This window comes from Glutamicibacter sp. NPDC087673 (genome assembly GCF_044743255.1).
GTDB lineage: Bacteria > Actinomycetota > Actinomycetes > Actinomycetales > Micrococcaceae > Glutamicibacter.
On record NZ_JBIUWB010000006.1, the window covers coordinates 225,087 to 243,924 of the forward strand.

Here is an 18,838-nt window from a genome sequence, read left to right on the forward strand (position 1 = left end):
GTTTACCCCGTGACTCCAAGTCAAAGACGTCGCGAAGAACTCGCGGCATTCCTCAAGGACCGCCGGGCCCGGGCTGACAGGGCTTCCCATGGATTGCCGGAGATCGGACGCAGCCGGGTGCGCGGCCTGCGCCGCGAGGAGGTCGCCACCTTGGCCGGCGTTTCTGTTACCTGGTACACCTGGCTTGAGCAGGCCCGCGACATCAATCCCTCGCGCCAGGTTCTGCAGTCCTTGGCACGGCTGTTCCGGCTCACCCCGGTGGAATCCTCGTACCTGTTTTCTCTGGCTGGGCACGGTGAGCTTGACCCGATTGGCACCGGCGGCATGACTCCAGCCCTGCAGCGTTTGCTCGATGCTTTGCAGTTCCCGGCCTTCCTGCTCTCCGCCGACTGGACCATCCTGGGCTGGAATGAGGCCTATGAACAGCTGTATCCGCGGGTGGCTTCACTGGACAGCGAAGATCGGAACCTGTTGTGGCTCGTTTTCACCGATGCGCAATTGCGTGAGATGCTCCCGGATTGGGAAGTGCAAAGCCGCGGTTTCGTGGGAAGCTTCCGTGCCGAAACGCGTGGATGGCTCAGCCCATCGGGGGAGAGCGGCATCGTTGCGCGGGTCTCGGCGGCCTCCCCGGAATTTGCCGCTATCTGGAATGAACGCGACGTTGCCGGTTTCCGCACCGGTGAACGGGTGTTCCGGCATCCTAAATTGGGGCTGACGCGCTACGAGCAGCACAACCTGACGCCGACGGAAGCCACGGACTTGACCCTGTTGATGTACACGCCGCGGTAATTCGACAGCATTCAAGGATTAATTTCCAATATTTCATGATCAAGGACCAGATTGGCCATTTATTGTACCATTTAATAAAATGCCGAATTATTCTATGGAAATTTTAGGAAGGTGTGAGCGTGCGAATTAGATGGTTTGAGATTGATAATTATAGGGGAATTAGAAATGCCAAGGCCGAGAACCTTGACGAGAGTCCTTTGGTGCTCATAACTGGGCGAAATGGTACCGGGAAAAGTCTGGTTCTGGAAGCAATTGCAGCCGTATGGTCTGGAAATATTAATCTTCCGGATTTGGTGGGACCATATGGGGCTAGTCTCCGAATAAGAATTGCCGTGAAACTAGAACAATCTGAGAAAGCGGCAATCGACTCTTGGCGAGATGCAAGGGGGATGAGCCGAGCGGAGCATAAGGCTGAACACATTCTAGAAGTTATGTCTTTGAACTCTGAGGAATCTGGCTTCTACTCGGAGCAAGATGAAGTTCTGGAAACACTGATGAATCCAGTCTTTTCTCGATCACATCCTTTTACTAGTATCGATCTCCTTTCGGCCAGACGGCAAGTTTCCATTGATACAAGTACATCTGTAGATCTCAAAATGCTAGATCGTACATCGGTAGCTGATGACCGTCGAAGGATGTACGAACAGGAAATCCGGTGGAAATCTTCCATGCAGATGCCGGATATTGGCACATATCTCACGTCACTGGATTACAGGGATTTCATTGCAGCGCGTGATGGTCATGCCGAGCGTGGAGAGTATGACCGGCTCGCGGAGATCTTTATGGAAGCAACTGGCAAAGGCATTCTTAAACCTAAGTTTGATCCGATGGCAGTTGAAACCTTCATTAACGTTCATTTGACGTCCGGTGCAACTCACAGGCTCGAAGACCTATCGAACGGTGAACGTGAGATGTTGGGAATGCTGTACTATGTGAGCCAGCTTTCCGCGAACGGCGGGGTGTTGTTGTTGGATGAGCCGGAGAAGCATTTGCATCCATCGCTTCAGCTCGCAGTGCTAAAAGCAATGATGCATGTAGCTGATAGGGGGCAGCTACTGGTAGTGACGCATTCAGCTAATCTTATTTCTGCGGCACAGATGGACAAGGTGCTTGTGGTAGAAGGTGCTTGGAATGTCCCTGGTAATCAAATTACGAAGATTATGGATGCCGATGACACGGCCGGATTGCTCGCGGAGCTTGGCGTCACTAAGCGAGAGCTATTCCAATTTGATTTCATGGTAGTGATCGAAGGGGAGCATGATAAAGCTCGCTTGAGCTTGGCTTTCCCTGACTACTTCGCCCGGGCGAAGGTAATCGTTGCGGGGAGTAGGGAAAACGTGTTGAAACTACACGGTTCAATGGAAGCATTAGGACTCCCGATACCTTGGATATGTATTATTGACCGTGATTTTTATCTAGAAGCTGAATATCGAACCCAGTCAAACAAGGATAATTTGTTTATCTGGAATTTCCGAATGTTTGAAAATGTCTTCCTTGACGCTTCTCTCATAGCGAAGGTTTTGGAGCCCACAGGTGCCGAGATTGGAGACGTAGAGAGGTTTATGGAGCAACTTGCCGAACAGAATAAAAATGCCTCGTATGATCAATTTGTTGAATATGGAATCCGCCGCCTACAGGTCAGTTCAACATCAAGTGAAACTCCCAGGAAGGCGATTGATAGGGTTCATGGAAGACTAATTGCTCAGTTCGATGATTTGAGTTTTAGGGTCGATAATTATTCGGTTATGCGAGGCGAAATTGAAGAATTTATCGATGAACTCTGGAATGATGACTGGCGAAAGGTAGTTTCCGGGAAGAAGATTCTTGCGGGTGTGCAGAAAAAATGGAATGCATTCAGTAGTGCCGCACTACTGGTGAACGCCGTCCTGATTAAGTCAAGAGAATCAAGCGAAATGATGCCGTTGGAAATGACACGTTTATCAGAAAAATTCAAAGAACTTAGCTCCGCCAGAGAGCAGACGGGTAACGTGATTAGTGTAGTTGAAAACGTGGAGTTGGATGAATTAGTCAATTCGCGATCTATGTCAATAATGGATCGACCGAAAGGGCTGAACGGAGATGACGAATTCAACAATTCTTACGGTTGCTGATTTGCAGATGGTTGGATGCATTTCAGGTGTTGATTGAATTGGTTTCAGGGCGCACCTATAGGGCAGCTAAATGGTTTTGAAAATGCGCCTAGGACTTCACGAACTCAAGGGCTCTCTCTTTGAACTCGCGACTGGTCACAGCGTTGGCGTGATTGCGACCTGACAGCCACAGCACTTCATTGCGTGTTCCTACGTCTTTCAGGAGGCGACGCAAATGCGGCATGGTCGTCGCGAGATCGTCCTGGTCTCCGGCGACCAGCAAGGTTGGAACTGACGGCACCTTGGCTGCCGGATCGTAAGGCTCGGATTTGATTGCTTCTATCAGCTCAAAGAGCGCTGATAGATCATTGGACGGTTCAGCCTCGGCAATCCGCATGATGGCGGCGGTGTAGTCGTCATGGATCGTTTCGCCCGTCTCGACGTAGGCGCGGGCCTGGCCCAATTCGAAGGCGGCCAGCGGATCACCGGCTCCTGGACCCCCGATGACCAGATGATTCACCAAATCCGGATTGAAAGCGGCGAACTCCCAAGCCAGCCGGGAACCCAAAGAGTAGCCGATGACGTCTACGGGACCATCATCCAGATCCATCACGATGGCAGCGAGGGCCTGGCGAATCTGGCTTGGCGCCCAGCTGCCGTCATTGCGGCGAGGATCTTCTCCATGGCCGGGCAAGTCAACCAGAAGGACATCTCGTCCTGCATCAGTGAAATATTTCAGCCAACGCGAGCGGTCCCAATTCAGTTCGCCGGATGAGGCGAAGCCGTGGATGAAAAGCACGGATGGGCTTTTCACCTCAGTGTTTGCGCGAACCACTCGAAGATTCAGATCCAATGTCATGCCATTGATCATAGGCCATTCTCCCTCGAAATGTGGTCTGGGCTAGCGCCTGAAGAGCGTTAATGTCAGAATGACTCTAACGAATCCGAATGTGCTGAAAACGAGGCAAATAAGAAATGTCATCCGTACCGGGTTGGGCGAATGTCGACGAACGCCGCAACCTCCCACCCGCTCTTGCGGTCTCCACTGTGATCCTGGGAATCCGTGAAGGCAAGGATGGCGGACCCGACAAACTCTGCTTGCCAGTGGTGCGCCGCATTCGCCAACCCCACACCGGAATGTGGGCGCTGCCAGGCGGACCCGTTGATCCGCGCGAATCCCTCGGCCAAGCGGCCGGGCGCAACCTTGCCGAAACCACGGGCCTGCGCCCCACCTATCTGGAACAGCTCTACACCTTCGGTGATATCGACCGCTCGCCAACCCACCGCCTCGTCACCATCGCCTACTTTGCGCTGCTGAACGCCGACCAGGTCGGTGCCATCGTCCAAGACGACAACGTGGCCTGGTTCGATATCGATGATCCGCAGATTGCCCAGATGGCCTTCGACCACCGGAAGATCTTGGACTACGCCATGTGGAGGCTGCGCAACAAAACCGAATACGGGCAGATAGCCCATCGGCTGCTCGGCGAACGCTTCACCCTGGCGGCCCTGCGCGGAGTCTATGAAGCCATCCTCGGACGCCGTCTGGACCCTGCGAACTTCCGCCGAACGCTCAAGAGCACGGCATCCATTGAGGAGACCGACGAATACCTAGCTGGCGGACAGCACCGGCCACCACGGCTATATCGCTACGTAGGCCACGGACCGGACCCGTTGGAAGTCGACCCGCTGCACGACTAGCAAGCACCATCCATACTTTTCACCGTCATCCTGCAAGAAACGGACGAACCCATGAGCACCCAAATCACTGACAACGCCAACGCCTCGGTAGCCCAGAATATCGCTCGGCTCAATCTGCTGGCTCCGGCTTCCACCTGTTCCACCGACCTGGCCTCCAACCCGTGGGACACCCCTGCGGGCTACGGGCCAGGTGCCTCCCAAGAGGATTCGGTTCCAGCTGGTTACCCGGTGCAGGGTTCGATCCCGGAGGAATACCTGGAGGCCAGCGACGCAGAGCTTGATACCCGCATCTTGGCAGCCAAGGAAACCCTGGGGGACAGGGCAGTGATCCTCGGGCACTTCTACCAGCGCGATGAAGTCGTGAAGTACGCAGATTTCGTGGGTGACTCCTTCCAGCTGGCCAACGCCGCATTGACCCGCGACAAGGCCGAAGCCATCGTGTTCTGCGGGGTGCACTTCATGGCCGAAACGGCAGATATTCTCAGCCGTGAGGACCAATCGGTGATCCTTCCGAATCTTGCTGCAGGCTGCTCCATGGCGGACATGGCAGACGGTCCGAGCGTGCAACAGTGCTGGGAAGAGCTCACCGCCCTATATGCGGATGAAGCCGATGGCGGGCGGATGCCGGTCATTCCGGTGACCTACATGAACTGCTCTGCAGAGCTCAAGGCCTTTGTCGGTCGCAACGGCGGACTGGTCTGCACGTCCTCCAACGCTGCAACTGTTCTTCAGTGGGCTTTCGAGCGTGGACGCCGTGTCCTGTTCTTCCCGGACCAGCACCTTGGACGCAACACCGCTAAGGCGATGGGCATTTCCCTGGAGCAGATGCCGATGTGGACCCGGCGCAAGGAATTAGGCGGGAACGAAGCCATCACCTTGCTCGATGCCAAGGTTATTTTGTGGCACGGCTTCTGCTCCGTGCACAAGCGCTTCAACCCCGCGCAGATCGCCAAGGCGCGTGAGGATTTCCCCGGCGTGCGCGTGATTGTGCATCCGGAATGCCCCATGGAAGTTGTGGACGCGGCAGATGAAGCAGGCTCTACCGACTACATCCAAAAGGCTATTGCCGCTGCTACCGAGCCAACCGCTTTTGCCATCGGCACCGAAATCAATATGGTCAACCGCTTGGCTGCCCAGTACCCGCAGCACAACATCTTCTGCCTGGACCCGGTGATCTGCCCGTGCTCCACGATGTACCGAATCCACCCGGGCTACCTTGCCTGGGTGCTCGAAGAGCTGGTTGCCGGACGAGTGGTCAACCAGATTTCCGTGCCGAAGGAACAGCAGGGGGATGCAAAGATCGCCCTGGAGCGCATGCTAGCTGCCAAGCCATGAGCCAGGGGCAACAAGAACCGAAGATGCTGGTGATCGTCGGCTCCGGTGTGGCCGGCCTGTGCGCTGCCTTGCAAGCCGTAGAGCTGGGCATCCAGCCGGTATTGCTGACCAAAGGCAACCTGGGGGACTCGAACTCCGAGCTCGCGCAGGGCGGGCTATCAGCTGTTACCGGAGCATCCATGGCCCAAGGCGACTCCGTGTCCAAACACGTTGCCGACACGCTCAAAGCTGGCGCTGGCCACTGCGGCGTGGGCCCGGTGGAACACCTGTGTACCTCAGGCGACGAGCTAGTGCAGGCTTTGGAATCCTATGCAGTGGCCTTTGACCGCGATGCAGACGGTGCCTACCAGCTTGGCCTTGAAGCCGCGCACAGCGCGCACCGGATTCTGCATATCAACGGGGATGCCACCGGCGCTTCACTGGTGCAATCCCTGGTTGGTGCCGTGCGCCAGCTGGAGACTGCCAAGAAGCTCAGTATTATCGAGGACGCGCTTGCCACCGAACTGCAGCTGCAGGACGGAAGGGTCTCAGGGGTGCACTACTTGCGCCACGATGCAATGCAGCTGCTCTCGTCCAGCGCAGTGCTGCTGGCTACCGGCGGACTGGGCCAGTTGTACTCAGCGACCACCAATCCCCGAGGAGCAACCGCCGACGGCCTGGGACTGGCCGCCCGGGCAGGTGCTGTCATCGCGGATGCCGAATTCGTCCAGTTCCACCCAACGCTGGTTGACCCGGCCCGATATCCCGAAGCCGGGATGGTTTCGGAAGCCGTCCGTGGCGAGGGCGCCATCCTGGTCAATGACGCAGGGCAGCGGTTCATGCCTGGAATTCACCCGGATGCTGAGCTGGCACCTCGTGATGTCGTGGCCCGAAGCATCCATGAGCAGATCCAAGCCGGGCACCAGGTGTACCTTGATGCGCGGGCCGTGGAAGAAACGCGCGGCGCGGGATTCCTCGCTCGCCGTTTCCCATCCATCACCGCCAAGCTCGCGAATTGCACCGTGGGCGGCGCCGGCCTGGACATGGCTCATGACCTGATTCCGGTGGTAGCGGCCCAGCACTACTTCATGGGCGGGATCTACACCGACACGTCAGGACGAACCTCTGTCCCCGGTCTTTATGCGGCTGGCGAATGCGCCAACACGACAGTTCACGGTGCCAACCGCCTAGCCAGCAATTCTTTGCTGGAGGCCATGGTTTTTGCGCGGAACGCCGTTGCCGCCATGGCCGGCGAAGCTTCCGACACCCGGTGCGATATCAGCGGGTTGGTGGTCCGTGCGATCAGCGCGCCAACTCCACAAGCACCCCTGGATCTTGAACAGTTGCAAACGGCAGCCAGCAGCAAACTTGGCGTCTACCGCACCGGCGTGCAGCTCGAAGAAATGGTCCAGCTGCTAGCAACGAGCGCGCCTGTAGCTGCCACGGCGCGCGAGCAATCGGAACTGCGCAACCTGTGGATCGCCGCACGGATCATCGCCGCAGGTTCCATGGCACGCAACAAAAGCCTGGGTGCGCACCATCGCTTGGATTCAACGGAATTCACCAGCAGTCAGCCAGATGAGGGTGTGCGCTATGGCTGGGCACTGCACCCAAGCGAGCTGGACAATGAAAATCTTTTGAGCAAGGAATTGAACGCGTGAACACTTCGACCCATCCGGTACCGAACGCCGCCATGGACCGCATCATCGAGCTGGCGCTCGCCGAGGACAATCCGCGCGGCGACATCACCGCGCTGACCATCGTTCCCGAAGGTGCGACAGCGACTGCTGTGGTGCAGGCCCGCCAGCCAGGCGTACTCTCCGGAGGTGCGGTATTCACCCGGACAATGCAGCTAGTGGATCTGCAGCTTGAGGTAGAGCAGCTGATTGCCGACGGAGACACGTTTGCCGCCGGTGACAGCTTGCTCAAGGTCTCCGGGCCGGCGGCGAGCTTGCTGACCGCTGAACGCGTGGGGCTCAATCTCCTGCAGCGCATGAGTGCCATCGCCACGGCGACCGCTGAGCTCGTCGGCCTGGTTGCGCATACCAAAGCCCGCATTGTCGATACCCGGAAAACTACGCCAGGCCTACGCGTCCTTGAACGCTACGCAGTGCGCTGCGGTGGGGGAGTCAACCACCGGGACAACCTGTCGGATGCTTTCATGGCCAAGGACAACCACCTGGCTTTGCTGGATAACGGAGAGCAGCTTACGGCGGCTTTGAAATCCGTACGTGCGCGGCTGGGGCACACCACGTCGATGGAAGTTGAAGTGGATTCGATCGCGCAGATTCCAGCAGTGCTCGCCGCCGGCGTGGATATCATCATGCTGGATAACTTCGATCCGGCGGACATTCCCGCAGCCATTGAACTGATCAACGGGCAAGCGGTGGTCGAAGCCAGCGGAAATATCAACGCCGCAACAGTCGTGGCTGTCGCTGAAGCTGGTGTTGATGTCATTTCCTCGGGGGCCATCACGCACTCGGTGAAAGCGATTGACCTTGGACTGGATATGGTTATTGCATGATCTACATGGATGCCGCATCCACTGCGCCGCCTCGCCAAGACGTACTCGACATGCTCAATCCGTTGCTGACCAAAGATTTCGGCAATCCGGCATCATTGCATGAAGCAGGCCAGCAGGCCAAGCGGGCTAACGACTGGGCAAGAACCCAGGTGGCTAGCCAGCTGGGCGTGGCAGCTGAGGAAGTCTATTTCACTTCCGGCGGCACCGAGGGGGCCAATGCTGCCGTGATCGGGGCGGCCTTGGCCAACCCCCGCGGACGCGTTGTGGTCTCCAGTTCCATTGAGCATCCAGCGGTACTGGAAGCCTGCAAGTATCTTGTTGAATTCCACGGATTCGAACACCGCATCATCCCGGTATCGGCCACGGGGCTGGTCGATCTGGATGCGGCCGGCCAGCTGATCGATGCAGCTGTTGCCGTGGTTTCGGTGATGGCAGTGAACAATGAAGTGGGCACCATTCAACCGGTTGTGCAGGTTGCCCAGCTGGCCCGCAACGCTGGGGCGATCATGCATACGGACGCCGTGCAGGGCGCCGGCTGGATCGATCTCAAGCCGTTGTGCGCCGCTGTGGACGCATTGAGCATTTCCGGGCACAAGCTCGGCAGCCTCAAAGGCAGCGGAGCACTGTACCTGTCCGCTAAGCATCGCTTTGTGCCGCTGCTGCACGGTGGCGGACAGCAGGGCGGAATGCGTTCGGGAACCGAGAACCCGGCCGCTGCCGTGGGCATAGCCGCGGCATTGCAGGCAGCGACCGCACAGCGCGAATCAGGACTGGGCGAAAGCTTTGGCCCTTACCTGGTTGAACGGATTCTCAAGGAACTCAATGCCAAGCATCCGGGCAGCGTCCAGCTGACAGGGGATCCGGACCATCGCGTTGGAGGCATAGTCTCCTTCGTTTTCCCGAAGACCGCAGGCGAAACTGTGCTGATTGAATTGGCCCGCAGGGGAGTCCTATGCTCTTCAGGTTCTGCTTGCGCAGCAGGCTCGACCGATCCTTCGGCGGTACTCACTGCGATGGGCTATGAAGAAGAACTGGCCCATACTGCTGTCCGTCTTTCGTTCACGCGCACCGCAAAAGAAAATGAGATCAGCCAGGTGGCCTCGGCTGTAGTTTCCTGCGTCTCCGGGCTCTTAAACTGAAAATCCTGCTTCCCGGAACAGAAAAGTTCTTGGAAGCAGGATTGCAGCCAGCCGATGCCGGTGCCCTAGCGCAAGTACGTGCCGGAGACCCAGCCGTTCTTCCCGGCATACTTCACCGGGTACCAGCCGGACTTCTTCGAGCCGCGGATGGTCACCGTCTTTCCTTTGGGAATAGTGAGGATGACACGCTTGCCTGTTCCCGCGCCACTGCGCATGTTCAGGTTCGCGATGGTCTTCTTGGACGAGGACTTTGAGCTCTTGGGCTTGGTGGTCTTCGGTGCAGTCCCGGTGGAGGAGAAATTGCTCAGGTAGGTGCCCGAGACCCAGCCATTCTTCCCTGCGTACTTCACCGGGTACCAGCCGGACTTCTTTGCGCCGCGAATGGCGAGCTTCTTGCCATTCGGAATAGTCAGCACGACGCGATGGCTGGTGCCTGCCCCGGCACGCATATTCAAGTTCGCAGTGGTCTTGGCAGACTTGGCATTGCTGGTGCTCTTCTGAGGCGAGCTCTTCTTCGAATCCTTCTTCGGTGCTGCCGGCATCGAGATGTTCTTCAGATACTTGCCCGATACCCAACCGGTTTTCGAGCTGTAGCGAACCTGGTACCAACCGGACTTCTTGGATCCGGTCAGTTGGACGCTCTTGCCTTTCGGGATGGTCAGCAATAGTCGGTTCCCGGCGCCTGCCCCGGTGCGCATATTCAGATTCGCGGTGGTCCGCGCTGTGCCCTTGGTCTGCTTGGGAGTGCTCTTGGCTTTCTTGCCTGAAACCCCATAGTAGGCTTCGAGGCTCTTGGCGCCAGAGTTCTTCACGCTCTTGGCCAAGGAGGTACCCAGGTAGCGGAAGTGCCACGGCTCGTAGGAGTAGCCCGTAACGGATTCCTGGCCCTTCTGGTATCGCATGATGAAGCCGTATTTGTGTGCGTTCTTGCCGACCCACTTGCCCACGGGAGTGTTGGCGAAGCAGGCCTGCAAACCGCAAGCGCCGTTGGCATTTCCCACGTCAATGGCCAGGCCAGTTTGGTGCTCGCTGGTGCCCGGTACAGCGGAGATGCGTGAAGCGTAGCTCTTGCCATAGATGCGGGTGTAGTAGTTGAACAGCTCAGCCTGGCGGTTGTATGAACGATAACCGCTGACAGCCCGGATCTTGACACCGTCCTTCGCAGCTGCCTTGGCCATCTTGGTGTAGGCCTTGGCCGCCGAGGACTTCAGCCGGACGTTGGTGCCCTTGACCGCTACCGTCTTCGGTGCGTACTTAACGGGACTGAGCGGGTACTTCTTGTTGACGAAGACGTCATCCTTGCTCGGATTGCGCTGGATTTTCTTGGCGGCAATCTGCAGTCCGCTATTAACTGCCAGTGCCTGAGCCTGTACCGCTGAAGTTGCTGGGGCAGGGGCTGCGGCTAGTGCCGGGGTTGCCGGAAGCACTGTTGCAAGCAGTGCGGCCGACAGGACGGCAGCCATTGAAGTCTTGAACGCCCGAGGCAGTTTCATGGAACTCTCCGATAGAGGTGACAAGCGATGCGACCATCATTCCATCATCTATCCATGACTCGTTCAAGACGTTACTGCAAACGTTAGAGAAGGAATGGTCTCGTTGGGCCCATCTTTTGAATCAACTAGCGGGGCAATTCCGCCCTTGGCGCCAGGTGCCGGCAACCAGTGGCTGCTGGCGGTGCGGCTATGGATAAACGGCCTCCCACTTGAGGCACCGCAAGTTTTCCCGGGGCCATGGCCGCAGGGTCTTCGCAACTGGGTTTTCCAGTCGGCCAGGCGTGCCGCAAGGAGCGCGGCCTGGGAAAATGCTCGCTGAACTTTGCTTGCAAGAAGTCGCAATCCTCACGCCAGCCGCCAGGAAAATGCCCCGTTCCTGGAGTCAAGTTGGTGGAAGAACACGAAGGGCCAATTTTTCTAGCTCGGCGAGATTTGGTAGGTTTGCGTGCATGCGTATCCGTCCAGAAGTCTTCGATGACCGAGCTGCGGTGTATGCAATAACCCATGCTGCGTTCTCCGGCATCGATCCGATGGTTGAGCCTGAGGAAGTCGGACTGCTGCAGCGTCTATTCGACTGCGACCAGTACGATAACCGTTTCTCAATCGTTGCCCTGGATGACACAACGGTCATTGGGCACGTCATCGCTACATGGGGAGAAGTGAATGGGGAACCCTTGCTGGGACTTGGCCCGCTAGCTGTCGCCCCGGAATACCAGCACCAAGGTGTCGGGTCGATCCTGATGCAAGAAATTCATGACAGGGCCGAGCAAGAAAGCATCAGCGGTATCGTTCTGCTGGGCGCCCCTGGCTACTACCGCCGCTTCGGCTACGAAGCGGCGCAAGGTCGCGGGATCCTGCCTACGCGCACCTCATGGGGCGAGCACTTCATGGTGCGGGTCTTCGACGATAACCGCCTGCCGCGCGGCAACTACCGCTATGCCAAGCCGTTTGGTGTCTAAACGCTAATTTTCGCTGGGAATTTTCCCATATCTATTGTCACTAGTGCTCTTCGGGCGTAAACCTGTCTTATGGAACCACATGAAGAGCTTCGCGAACTGTCCTTCACCGTGTCGGGAATCATTTCCAAATCGATCAGGCAAGTATACGAAGCTGTGGCTGATCCAGAACAGCTTTCCCATTACTTCACTACCGGCGGAGCATCCGGGCACATGGAAAACGGTGCCACCGTGACCTGGGACTTCCATGATTTCCCCGGCCCGTTCCCGGTCAAGATCGTGGAAGTGGAAGAGCCAAAGCGTATTGTCCTGCAATGGGGCGGCCAGCAATCCACTGCTGCCGATGGCATGAATACCGTGACGTTCGAATTCGCTTCACTGGAAGACAGCACCCGAACCAAGGTGACCATCAGCGAGGCCAGCTGGGTGGCGACGTCCGAAGGAGCCAAGGCTGCCTTTGGGAATTGCGAGGGCTGGACCGGGATGCTGGCCGCGATGAAGGCGTGGCTGGAATACGGGATCAACCTCCGCGAGGGGTTCTACAAATAGCCGGGATCGGCAGCTAGCGGCGGCACTGGTAGTAGACGTGCGTGGCAAGCGTCGTTTCGCGCCGTGACACGCGGTCCATATGCGTTTCTATATCTTCAACGCTGATCGGTTCGCCATGCCCGAGGCGGATGGGCGCGATATGCAGCCGCAGCTCGTCAATGAGGCCGGCTCGCAAGAACTGCACAATGGTGTTTGCTCCACCGGCGATGGCCACTGGATTCTCTCCCGCCGCTTCCTGGGCTTCGGCGAGGGCTTCCTCGATCCCATCGGGGACGAATTGGAAGCTGGTCCCGCCCTCCAGGCAGAGCATCGGCTTCGGATGGTGGCTGAGCACGAAGACCGGGGCATGGTACGGAGGGGTCTCTCCCCACCACCCGATCCAGTCGGCGTTTTCCTCACCGGCTGGAGGGCCGAACATCTTGCTCCCCATGATGAAAGCCGAGGCCTGGGTAATAGCGGATATTTCCGCCTGGTTCTCGTCGAGGCGCTCAAACTGCCAGCGGTGCAGGGCTTCGGCTCCCTCGCCCAGCGGGTTATCCATGCTCTGATTAGGTCCAGCGCAGAATCCGTCCAGGGAGACGGTGACATCGCAAACTACCGAGCCCATGGCAAATGCCTCGATTCAACCTACATGCCGGCGGGAGAGTGGCTACTCCTACAATGAACCTGCCCGGAGGCAGAATCAAGCCCAGGTTCGGGACAATGCACCCAGACGCCTAGCTCTCCACGTCTTTTGGCGCACCGGCAACATTCCACAGCGACAAGTGGTATTTCCGGATCAGCGCTGCTTCCAGGAGCAGGGCCGCCTTGCGGTGGATGCAGGTGACCCACCGGCCTTCAAGATTCAAGCGGTCAATGGCCAGGCGTGCTACTTGCTGGATTGAGCGGGATTCACCGCGGTCCGCCTCGATTGCCAGGTCCCGTAGCCACTGGGGATCCGCTAGTCCTTCGTCAAAAGCGTACTTGCCCATGCCGGAGGTCGCGCCCTGGCCGCTGGAATAGATCTTCAGTCTTCCGCGAAGTCCCTTGCCGCTGCGTTCGCCAGCCTGGCCCACGTAGATTGGCTCATGGTCCGAGGCGCCCGCGCGGCGGAACATGTAGACGCCCGGGGCCACTGGCGCCGAGTCGGCGGTGGCTTCAAAGGAGTCCCACGGCGACCAGTCCAGGGATTCAATGACCTGGTCGTCAATGGGCGTGAGGGAAATTTCCAGCCCCGGCGCGCCGGCGAACTGAAGTTGGGTCTGCAAAGCGGCGGAGACATGCCAGTTGCCACCTGGCTGAGGCGGCTTCTGGATGGCGCCCTTGGGACGATGCTGGCGCAGATAGCTGCGCAACTCCTTGGTTTCTACGCCAAGGGTGCTGGCAGCTTCTTCCAAGCTGAATAGCTTTTCGTCCTTCAAGAGTGTTCTGCCTTCTGTGCGCCGTGATTGAACAGTTGATGCTGAATCAATTTAATCCCATGGAATGCCCGGGAGCCCGGAAGGAGCTGCCTATGGCATGTCCTTCCGGGCTGGGGGCAAAAGCTACTGCACCGCTTCACGCAGTTTGGTGCTCAAGCGTTCCAACTCATGGAATTCTTCTTCGGTCAGTGCGGTGCCCAGCAAATTGTGCAGATGCTTGACGTGCTCCCTTCCGATTTCCTGCTGGAGCTTGCGGCCTGCCTCGGTCAGCGAGAGCTGCATGGCACGGTGGTCATCCGGGTCGGCCTCGCGAACTACCAGCCCCTGGTCTTCCAATCGGGTGACCATGCGGCTGAGGCTGGGCTGCGAAATCAGCAACTGCTTGTTCAGGTCTACCATCCGGCTTTTGCCACCGGGGCAGGTGCGCAAGTTGAACAGCACGTCGTACTCGCGCATGGACAGCTTGCCGAACTCCGGCATTGCGGTGATCTGGCGCATGACCGCCACCTGTGCCCGGAAAAGAGCCTCCCAGGCATCGGTGGCGACCTTCAATGAGGCTGCTGGATTACTGGTCCCGGTCACTTGCTACAGGCTCCTTGGTGTTTGCTTGCTCAGCTTCCAGTTTAGCGTCGCGAGCAGCAACCAATCCCGCATGGGTAGGAGCCGGGGTAAGGTCATTCGGTGCCCGGGAATCCATTTCCTTGCGCAGTTCAGGCAGTACGTACTCGCCGAACAGGTCCAGCTGGTTCAGCACGGTCTTCAGCGGCAGGCCGGCATGGTCGATGAGGAACAGCTGTCGCTGGTAGCTGCCGAAGTACTCCTGGAAGGACAGCGTCTTCTCCAGCACCTGCTGCGGGGAGCCAACGGTCAGCGGGGTCTGGGAGGTGAAGTCTTCCAACGACGGGCCATGGCCGTAGACCGGGGCGTTATCGAAGTACGGGCGGAATTCCTTGACTGCCTGCTGGGAATCCTTGGCCATGTAGAACTGGCCGCCCAGGCCAACCACGGCCTGGTCGGCGCGTCCGTGCCCATAGTGCTCGTAGCGCTCGCGGTACAGGTTGATCAGCTGCTGGTAGTGCTCCTTTGGCCAGAAGATGTTGTTGGCGAAGAAGCCGTCACCGTAGTAGGCGGCGATTTCTGCTACCTGCGGGGTGCGGATTGATCCGTGCCAGACGAATGGTGCCACGTCATCGAGCGGGCGCGGGGTCGAGGTGAAGTTCTGCAGCGGGGTGCGGAACGTGCCTTCCCAGTTCACCACGTCCTCATCCCACAGGCGGCGCAGCAGGTGGTAGTTCTCCACGGTCAGGTTGACCGAGTCCTGCATGTTCTTGCCGAACCATGGGTAGACCGGCCCTGTGTTGCCGCGGCCCAGAACCAGGTCCACTCGGCCATCTGCCAGGTGCTGGAGCATGGCGAAGTCCTCGGCGATCTTCACCGGGTCATTGGTGGTGATCAGCGTGGTCGTGGTGGAAAGGATGATGCGCTCGGTCTGGGCGGCAATGTAGGCCAGCGTGGTGGTAGGGGAGGAGGAGAAGAACGGGCGGTTGTGGTGCTCGCCGATGGCGTAGACGTCCATGCCGATTTCTTCGACCTTCTTGGCGATCGCCACCGATGCGTCGATGCGCTCTTTTTCGGTAGAGATGCGGCCGGTAGTTGGGTCGCGGGTGATGTCGCTGACTGAGAATACTCCGAATTGCATGTCCACTCCTGTTTTCCTGGTGCAAGCGTTATGTCCTGCCACCAATTTATATGCGTATGCATGTAATAACAAGTTGATGCGTCAAATATTCCCGGGCTCCTCGGAGATCTTTCTTCCTGGGGTGCACCGTCCGGCGGGTGCCCGCCGCACTGCCGGCAACGTGCAATGAGTCAATGGGCAATGAGTCAATGAGCAATGAGTCAACGGCGGGTGGGGATGAAACCTGCACCCCAGAACAAGTTGCCTTGCTCGTGGGCCGGTTCCAAAGAGGGCTGCCCTGGCGCGCACCGGCAATTGCGCCTGTGCTTGCGCAACTGGCGCAAAGCCCGTCGCAGCTGGCGCGCGGTCAGCGCGGATCCGGTATCCGTACCGGATTGCTGCTCCTGGATGCGAGCGAGCAGGATGGTGCATGGCGGAATCTGGGTTGCGTTCATGAGTTGGCCTTTCGTAGAAGTTCATACGACAGCCAACAGGCTCCAGCTAACTTGAGGTCAAGCGGCCGGACCTGAATAATTTCTCATATGACATCCTCCAGCCACTCCGCAGTTCCAACAAGGAAAAGCCAATTAGGCATCGGGGATCTCGCTCGGCGCGCGGGAGTATCAGTGGCCGCGATCAGGTACTACGAGTCGCGGAACCTGATTTTCTCCACGCGGACCAACGGGAACATGCGCGTGTTCCCCAAGCACACGCTGCGCAGGCTGGCGATTATCGCTGCTGGCCAGCGCGTGGGCCTGACCCTGGCTGAAATCGCCGGCACGTTGGGCGAGCTGCCCGAAGACCGGGTGCCGCGGCAGAGTGAATGGGAACAGCTCAGCACGCATTGGAAGCAGATCATCGATCGCCGCATGCTCCAGCTCGAATCGCTGCGGGATTCGCTGGATGGATGCATCGGCTGCGGATGCCTGTCGATCAAGAATTGCTCGCTGGTCAACCCCGGAGACGAGGCCGCCGCGGAAGGCGAAGGCTCTCGCTGGATCCGCAAACTCGATGCGAACTCCAACCACGGGGTTACCGGCGCCGTGGAGTGACGATTCCGCCCTGATAGGCAATCAGGGCGGCCTCCACGCGGTTGCGCGCACCGAGCTTGAGCAGGATTGCGGTCATATGCCCCTTGACTGTCGCCTCGGTGAGCACCAGCCGGGCGGCAATCTCCGCATTGGACAGGCTCTGGCCCACCAGCGCCAGGACCTCGCGTTCGCGCACGGTCAAGCCGTGGACCAGGGACCGGGCCCGGGCCTGCGCGGCGGTGTCGATCCCGCGCACCTTATCGATCACCCTCCGGGCAATGCGCGGGGAGAGCGCCGCGGCGCCTTCAGCCACCGCATGGATGGCGCCGAGCAGTTCCTCGGGTCCCGAGCTCTTGAGCATGAATCCGCAGGCTCCGCCGGACATGGCCCGGTCGATGTATTCCTCCTCGCCGAAGGTGGTCAGGACCAGCACCTTGGATTCCGGAGCCTGGCCCAGGATGGCTTCCATGGCTCCCAGTCCGTCGAGTTGCGGCATGCGGATATCCATCAGGATCACCGAGGGGTCCAGGCGCGCGGCCAGCTCGATGGCGCGCACACCGTTCTCCGCTTCCCCGGCAATGAGGATGCCCGGGTCGCTGGACAGGATTGCGCGCAGTCCGGCGCGGATCAGCGCATCGTCATCCACCAGCAGGACGCTGACGGGCGTATCCATGCTCATCTGCAGTTCCTTTGGCTAGCCGGCGGGGTAGAGGTGGTCGGTGGAAACCAGTACGTTTTCGGTGAAGCACAGGCGGAACATCTCGCTGCCCAGATCCAGCAGCCCGGTCCGGGCCGCATAGTAGCGGCACTGCGCATCCCCTGGCCGTGCCGGCTCGTCGATCACGGGAAGCGGCTCATCCAGGCCCGGGGCGTGGACCAGCGAAGCAACCTGCCGTGCGTCCATGCCCACCGAGAGCTTCTGGAAGTCCGAGGGGTGCAGGGCGGTGGCCTGGTAGGTGGCATGCTGCAACAGCAGCAGGGCCGCGGCAATCACCGTGACGGCGAGGACCGGCATCAGCACCAGCATCGAGGTGCTCGTGCGCTTCACCGGCGGATGCACCCCGGCAGGCGCCGGGTACGGGGATGCCTGGGCAATGGAAGCGCGCAGTTCGAAACGCTCCTTGGTGCGGTGCACCGCCAGCGAGCCTCCGGCGGCTTCGAGGGTGCCGCGCAGCGAAGCTATCCCAGTGGCCCCAACCCGGCTGGGAAGCAGGGGGCCATGCAGCGGATTGGAAATGCTTAGCACCGCCTGCTCCGAGCGCGTATCGAGATCGAGGTCCACCTCGGCGTGCGGCGCGTACTTCGCCGCATTGGTCAACGCCTCCTGGGCCACCTGGCGCAGCACCGCGGCCCACCGGATGGATCCGGGGGCCTGGGGCGAGGGGCCCTTCCGGGAGAAATTGATCGTCATGCCCTTGGCCCGGGCCTGTTCGACCAGCTGCTCCAGCGATGAACCTGCCGGGCCCAGCGGCGCTTGTTCGCCGTCCTCGTGCAGCACCCCGATGATCTGGTGCAGATGCTCGATGGACTCATCGGCCTGCTCGCGGATCCGCTTTGCCAGTTCGTAGGCCGGCCTGCCCTGTTCCAAGGACACCTGCAGCCCGCCGGTGGACAGCGCCAGCAGCGCCAGATCATGGCCCAGCTGGTCATGCATGGCTTCGGCAATGCGCGCCCTTTCCCGCAGCTCGGCTTGCACCACCACATGCCGGCGCTCCTGGCTGCGGAACAGCACCGCATTGCGCCGCGCCCGGCCCGCCCACCAGGGCAGCAACGCGAAAAGCACCAGGCCGGTAAGGATATTCAGTGCGAAGGCCAGCAGGCTCAGGTGCGAGGACCATGCCAGCGTCACCCCGGCGGCCAGCGTCCCTGCCCCGAGGGCCAGCAATCCATGGGCCAGCGCGGACACATGCCGTCCGGCCAGGTAGCTGCAGGCCGCGGCCAGGGGAGCGAGCACAACCCAAGCCCCGTTCGTGGAGATGGGAACCAGATAGGCGCACAGTGCCAGCAGCAGCAACAGGACCGGCTGCTTCCACGAGGTAGTCATGATCAACATGCTACGCAGAATCGACGCAGCCAGACACCGACCAAGGTAGGGGTTCGGGGCCGCGCGATGGCCGACTTCCAGCCGGTGCGCGGCAGCCCGGGCGAATCCTAGGGTTGAGCGCAGAACCAAA

19 protein-coding genes and 1 pseudogene are annotated in these 18,838 nt (G+C 59.3%); 11 read left to right on the top strand and 9 right to left on the bottom strand.

The genetic code is table 11. The features are described from left to right. Positions 1-9 precede the first annotated feature (9 nt). From ACIOTL_RS15280 to ACIOTL_RS15290, 3 genes and pseudogenes are all read left to right on the top strand, one after another. On the top strand, positions 10-789 hold the full coding sequence (locus tag ACIOTL_RS15280; protein ID WP_400343356.1) for a helix-turn-helix transcriptional regulator: 780 nt from the start codon (positions 10-12) through the stop codon (positions 787-789). 119 nt (positions 790-908) lie between these two features. After that, positions 909-1,055: pseudogene (locus tag ACIOTL_RS15285) on the top strand (AAA family ATPase); the annotation flags it as partial. A gap of 66 nt (positions 1,056-1,121) precedes the next feature. Continuing rightward, positions 1,122-2,900 (top strand): ATP-dependent nuclease, encoded by a 1,779-nt coding sequence (locus ACIOTL_RS15290; RefSeq protein WP_400343509.1) that lies wholly within the window; start codon positions 1,122-1,124, stop codon positions 2,898-2,900. An 88-nt stretch (positions 2,901-2,988) separates the two neighbouring features. Here ACIOTL_RS15290 and ACIOTL_RS15295 read toward each other — a convergent pair whose 3' ends face one another. Continuing rightward, entirely contained in the window at positions 2,989-3,738 is a 750-nt protein-coding gene (locus ACIOTL_RS15295) for an alpha/beta fold hydrolase (RefSeq protein ID WP_400343358.1), read from the bottom strand. A 116-nt stretch (positions 3,739-3,854) separates the two neighbouring features. Between ACIOTL_RS15295 and ACIOTL_RS15300 the strand changes: the two genes are divergently transcribed. The 5 genes from ACIOTL_RS15300 to ACIOTL_RS15320 are packed head-to-tail and all read left to right on the top strand — an operon-like array spanning position 3,855 to position 9,557. Beyond that, on the top strand, positions 3,855-4,580 hold the full coding sequence (locus ACIOTL_RS15300) for an NUDIX hydrolase (protein WP_400343360.1): 726 nt from the start codon (positions 3,855-3,857) through the stop codon (positions 4,578-4,580). A gap of 51 nt (positions 4,581-4,631) precedes the next feature. Further along, a complete protein-coding gene (nadA, locus tag ACIOTL_RS15305; protein WP_400343362.1) occupies positions 4,632-5,915 on the top strand; it encodes a quinolinate synthase NadA in 1,284 nt (427 codons plus the stop codon). Further along, a complete protein-coding gene (locus ACIOTL_RS15310; RefSeq protein ID WP_400343363.1) occupies positions 5,912-7,555 on the top strand; it encodes an L-aspartate oxidase in 1,644 nt (547 codons plus the stop codon). Before nadA ends, ACIOTL_RS15310 begins: the two co-directional genes overlap by 4 nt. After that, a complete protein-coding gene (gene nadC / locus ACIOTL_RS15315) occupies positions 7,552-8,418 on the top strand; it encodes a carboxylating nicotinate-nucleotide diphosphorylase (RefSeq protein WP_400343365.1) in 867 nt (288 codons plus the stop codon). The genes ACIOTL_RS15310 and nadC overlap by 4 nt, the downstream gene beginning before the upstream one ends. Then, entirely contained in the window at positions 8,415-9,557 is a 1,143-nt protein-coding gene (locus ACIOTL_RS15320; RefSeq protein ID WP_400343367.1) for a cysteine desulfurase family protein, read from the top strand. Before nadC ends, ACIOTL_RS15320 begins: the two co-directional genes overlap by 4 nt. Positions 9,558-9,622: 65 nt before the next feature. Here the strand turns inward: ACIOTL_RS15320 and ACIOTL_RS15325 are convergent, their stop codons facing one another. Continuing rightward, positions 9,623-11,050, bottom strand: coding sequence for a D-alanyl-D-alanine carboxypeptidase family protein (locus ACIOTL_RS15325; protein WP_400343369.1), 1,428 nt, complete (start codon positions 11,048-11,050; stop codon positions 9,623-9,625). A 449-nt stretch (positions 11,051-11,499) separates the two neighbouring features. On the opposite strand from ACIOTL_RS15325, the gene ACIOTL_RS15330 reads away from it, so the two are divergent. Both ACIOTL_RS15330 and ACIOTL_RS15335 read left to right on the top strand, forming a co-directional pair. Next, positions 11,500-12,009 carry a GNAT family N-acetyltransferase gene (locus ACIOTL_RS15330; RefSeq protein ID WP_400343371.1) on the top strand — a complete coding sequence of 170 codons (510 nt, stop codon included), beginning with the start codon at positions 11,500-11,502 and terminating at the stop codon, positions 12,007-12,009. A 69-nt stretch (positions 12,010-12,078) separates the two neighbouring features. Next, on the top strand, positions 12,079-12,555 hold the full coding sequence (locus ACIOTL_RS15335; RefSeq protein WP_105658050.1) for an SRPBCC domain-containing protein: 477 nt from the start codon (positions 12,079-12,081) through the stop codon (positions 12,553-12,555). Between the two features lie 13 nt (positions 12,556-12,568). On the opposite strand, the gene ACIOTL_RS15340 is transcribed toward ACIOTL_RS15335, so the two are convergent. The 5 genes from ACIOTL_RS15340 to ACIOTL_RS15360 all read right to left on the bottom strand — a co-directional run bounded on the left by ACIOTL_RS15340 (position 12,569) and on the right by ACIOTL_RS15360 (position 16,088). Next, positions 12,569-13,162 carry a dihydrofolate reductase family protein gene (locus ACIOTL_RS15340; RefSeq protein ID WP_400343372.1) on the bottom strand — a complete coding sequence of 198 codons (594 nt, stop codon included), beginning with the start codon at positions 13,160-13,162 and terminating at the stop codon, positions 12,569-12,571. A 109-nt stretch (positions 13,163-13,271) separates the two neighbouring features. After that, a complete protein-coding gene (locus ACIOTL_RS15345; protein WP_105661090.1) occupies positions 13,272-13,955 on the bottom strand; it encodes a hypothetical protein in 684 nt (227 codons plus the stop codon). Positions 13,956-14,078: 123 nt separating this feature from the next. Beyond that, positions 14,079-14,537, bottom strand: a complete 459-nt coding sequence (locus tag ACIOTL_RS15350) for a MarR family winged helix-turn-helix transcriptional regulator (protein WP_105658053.1) — start codon at positions 14,535-14,537, stop codon at positions 14,079-14,081. Continuing rightward, entirely contained in the window at positions 14,521-15,654 is a 1,134-nt protein-coding gene (locus tag ACIOTL_RS15355; protein ID WP_400343375.1) for an LLM class flavin-dependent oxidoreductase, read from the bottom strand. Before ACIOTL_RS15355 ends, ACIOTL_RS15350 begins: the two co-directional genes overlap by 17 nt. Positions 15,655-15,854: 200 nt before the next feature. Beyond that, positions 15,855-16,088: a hypothetical protein gene (locus ACIOTL_RS15360; protein ID WP_105658054.1), complete on the bottom strand. Its 234-nt coding sequence runs from the start codon at positions 16,086-16,088 to the stop codon at positions 15,855-15,857. Between the two features lie 87 nt (positions 16,089-16,175). On the opposite strand from ACIOTL_RS15360, the gene soxR reads away from it, so the two are divergent. Next, on the top strand, positions 16,176-16,685 hold the full coding sequence (gene soxR, locus ACIOTL_RS15365; RefSeq protein WP_400343379.1) for a redox-sensitive transcriptional activator SoxR: 510 nt from the start codon (positions 16,176-16,178) through the stop codon (positions 16,683-16,685). Here the strand turns inward: soxR and ACIOTL_RS15370 are convergent. Both ACIOTL_RS15370 and ACIOTL_RS15375 read right to left on the bottom strand, forming a co-directional pair. Then, positions 16,666-17,343 carry a response regulator gene (locus ACIOTL_RS15370; protein ID WP_400343381.1) on the bottom strand — a complete coding sequence of 226 codons (678 nt, stop codon included), beginning with the start codon at positions 17,341-17,343 and terminating at the stop codon, positions 16,666-16,668. The genes soxR and ACIOTL_RS15370 overlap by 20 nt on opposite strands. Before the next feature lie 15 nt (positions 17,344-17,358). Then, entirely contained in the window at positions 17,359-18,708 is a 1,350-nt protein-coding gene (locus ACIOTL_RS15375; protein ID WP_400343384.1) for a sensor histidine kinase, read from the bottom strand. Between the last annotated feature and the right edge of the window lie 130 nt (positions 18,709-18,838).

What these genes read in the sequence shown, in the direction of transcription:
- ACIOTL_RS15375 (WP_400343384.1), bottom strand. Translation starts at nt 18,708, where the DNA reads ATGACTACCTCGTGGAAGCAGCCGGTCCTGTTGCTGCTGCTGGCACTG.
- ACIOTL_RS15360 (WP_105658054.1), bottom strand. Translation starts at nt 16,088, where the DNA reads ATGAACGCAACCCAGATTCCGCCATGCACCATCCTGCTCGCTCGCATC.
- ACIOTL_RS15310 (WP_400343363.1), top strand. Translation starts at nt 5,912, where the DNA reads ATGAGCCAGGGGCAACAAGAACCGAAGATGCTGGTGATCGTCGGCTCC.
- ACIOTL_RS15325 (WP_400343369.1), bottom strand. Translation starts at nt 11,050, where the DNA reads ATGAAACTGCCTCGGGCGTTCAAGACTTCAATGGCTGCCGTCCTGTCG.
- soxR (WP_400343379.1), top strand. Translation starts at nt 16,176, where the DNA reads ATGACATCCTCCAGCCACTCCGCAGTTCCAACAAGGAAAAGCCAATTA.
- ACIOTL_RS15330 (WP_400343371.1), top strand. Translation starts at nt 11,500, where the DNA reads ATGCGTATCCGTCCAGAAGTCTTCGATGACCGAGCTGCGGTGTATGCA.
- nadA (WP_400343362.1), top strand. Translation starts at nt 4,632, where the DNA reads ATGAGCACCCAAATCACTGACAACGCCAACGCCTCGGTAGCCCAGAAT.
- ACIOTL_RS15300 (WP_400343360.1), top strand. Translation starts at nt 3,855, where the DNA reads ATGTCATCCGTACCGGGTTGGGCGAATGTCGACGAACGCCGCAACCTC.
- ACIOTL_RS15340 (WP_400343372.1), bottom strand. Translation starts at nt 13,162, where the DNA reads ATGGGCTCGGTAGTTTGCGATGTCACCGTCTCCCTGGACGGATTCTGC.
- ACIOTL_RS15370 (WP_400343381.1), bottom strand. Translation starts at nt 17,343, where the DNA reads ATGAGCATGGATACGCCCGTCAGCGTCCTGCTGGTGGATGACGATGCG.
- ACIOTL_RS15355 (WP_400343375.1), bottom strand. Translation starts at nt 15,654, where the DNA reads ATGCAATTCGGAGTATTCTCAGTCAGCGACATCACCCGCGACCCAACT.
- ACIOTL_RS15335 (WP_105658050.1), top strand. Translation starts at nt 12,079, where the DNA reads ATGGAACCACATGAAGAGCTTCGCGAACTGTCCTTCACCGTGTCGGGA.
- ACIOTL_RS15295 (WP_400343358.1), bottom strand. Translation starts at nt 3,738, where the DNA reads ATGACATTGGATCTGAATCTTCGAGTGGTTCGCGCAAACACTGAGGTG.
- ACIOTL_RS15320 (WP_400343367.1), top strand. Translation starts at nt 8,415, where the DNA reads ATGATCTACATGGATGCCGCATCCACTGCGCCGCCTCGCCAAGACGTA.